At 54.2% G+C, this 1,677-nt stretch carries 1 protein-coding gene; it reads right to left on the bottom strand.

Annotation, left to right across the window (positions count from 1 at the left end; translation table 11 throughout):
- Positions 1-22: 22 nt before the first annotated feature.
- Positions 23-1,447, bottom strand: coding sequence for an MFS transporter (locus tag GKAS_RS23275; RefSeq protein ID WP_035897899.1), 1,425 nt, complete (start codon positions 1,445-1,447; stop codon positions 23-25).
- Positions 1,448-1,677: the final 230 nt, after the last annotated feature.

The following is a 1,677-nucleotide window of genomic DNA, read 5'->3' as shown; positions in this document are numbered from 1 at the left end:
AACCAGACCCATCCCGGATGGGTTACTGTTTCACTTTCTTCGACACCGAACTGCCCGCATCCCGCGTTAAGTGCAGCGTATCAATCATCCCCACCAGACAAATCAGCGCGATAAAGATGAACGCCAAACGGAAGCTAATGCCTGGAACATCGCTGAGGCTCAGTATAGCGCTGACTTTCTCACCCAAACGAATACCGATAGCGCCAAGCGTTATGCCAAGGCCGATAGCCAGCTGGCTGGCGGTGCTGAATAAGGTGTTGGCGTAACTCATCTGGGCGGACGGTACGTCGGCAAAAGCCAGCGTACTGACCCCGGTGAACTGAATGGAGCGGAACACGCCGCCAAGGTAGAGCACCAGCATTATCACCCACACCGGCGTGTGCGGCGTTAAGAAGGCGCAGGCAACCAGCGCAATGACGTTTAACGCGCCGTTGAGCAGCAGCAGGCGGCGGAATCCCAGCTTGCGGATGAGCGGCGTCGTAGCCGGTTTAATCGTCAGGTTACCCACGAATACCGCCAGCACCAGCAGGCCGGAATGGAACGGATCCATACCGAAGCCCACCTGAAACAGCAGCGGCAGCAGGAACGGCACGGCGCTGATGGAGGCGCGGAATAGCGATCCACCGTACATCGTGACTTTAAACGTCGGGACCTGTAGGGCGTCCATACGGATCATTGGCCATTGACTGTTGCGGAAGTGGCGCAGCGCGTAATAAAAGGTGATGCCGCCGAGGACCAGCAGGCCGACGATTAACCCACCTTGTAATTTTTCAGCCCCCAGTAGTTCCATGGCATAGACCAGGCTCACCATCGAGACCGAGGTCGCCACAAACCCTGGCAGGTCAAAGGGTCTCCGCTCATCGTCACGGATATTAGGGATTATCTTCAGTGCCAGAAGAATGGCGATGATGCCAAGTGGAACGTTAATAAAGAAAATCCAGCGCCAGTCTGCGACTTTGGTGATGAATCCACCAAGCGGTGGCCCAATGATGGGGGCAATCAGCGCGGGCCAGGTAAGCGTGGCGATGGCGGTAATCAATAGGTGCTTGGGCGTGGTACGCAGCACGGCGAGTCGCCCGACCGGTACCATCAGCGCGCCGCCGACGCCTTGCAAAATACGCATAGCCACAAAGCTGTGCGCGCTGGTGGCTAGCCCGCAGAAAACGGAGGAGACGGTGAAGATAGCCAGCGCAAGACTGAAGATTGTTCTGGCGCCGAAGCGATCCGCAATCCAACCGCTGGCAGGGATGAGTACGGCGAGGGTGATCAGATAGGCGCTGATGCCGATGTTCAGGTCGACGGCTTCGACGCCAAATGTTTTCGCCATATCAGGAAGGGCGGTGGCAATCACCGTACCATCCAGGAACTCCATAAAGAATGCACCGGCCACAAGCAGCGCAGCAGGGGATACCCCGCGGCTCGCCTGGGCCTGGAGAGGCTCACTCATGGTTGTTTTACCCTATCAAAATAATTTTTAAAATTTATAGCTTTTGTAGTTTTGGTAAGTGGTCGATTTCTATAACAAAATTTTTATAAATTTAACGCAATCGATAAAACTAGTGTGATTTTTGTCGCAAAACGGTTGATTTTTGTGACGGTGGTCATATTATGTGCGTAAAGACAATAACACCTGCATAACAAAACCGGAGCATCAACATGAAACAGCGCATGCGTAAA

The organism is Kluyvera ascorbata ATCC 33433, from assembly GCF_000735365.1.
Taxonomy (GTDB): Bacteria; Pseudomonadota; Gammaproteobacteria; order Enterobacterales; family Enterobacteriaceae; genus Kluyvera; species Kluyvera ascorbata.
This window is presented reverse-complemented; position numbering and strand designations above follow the sequence as displayed.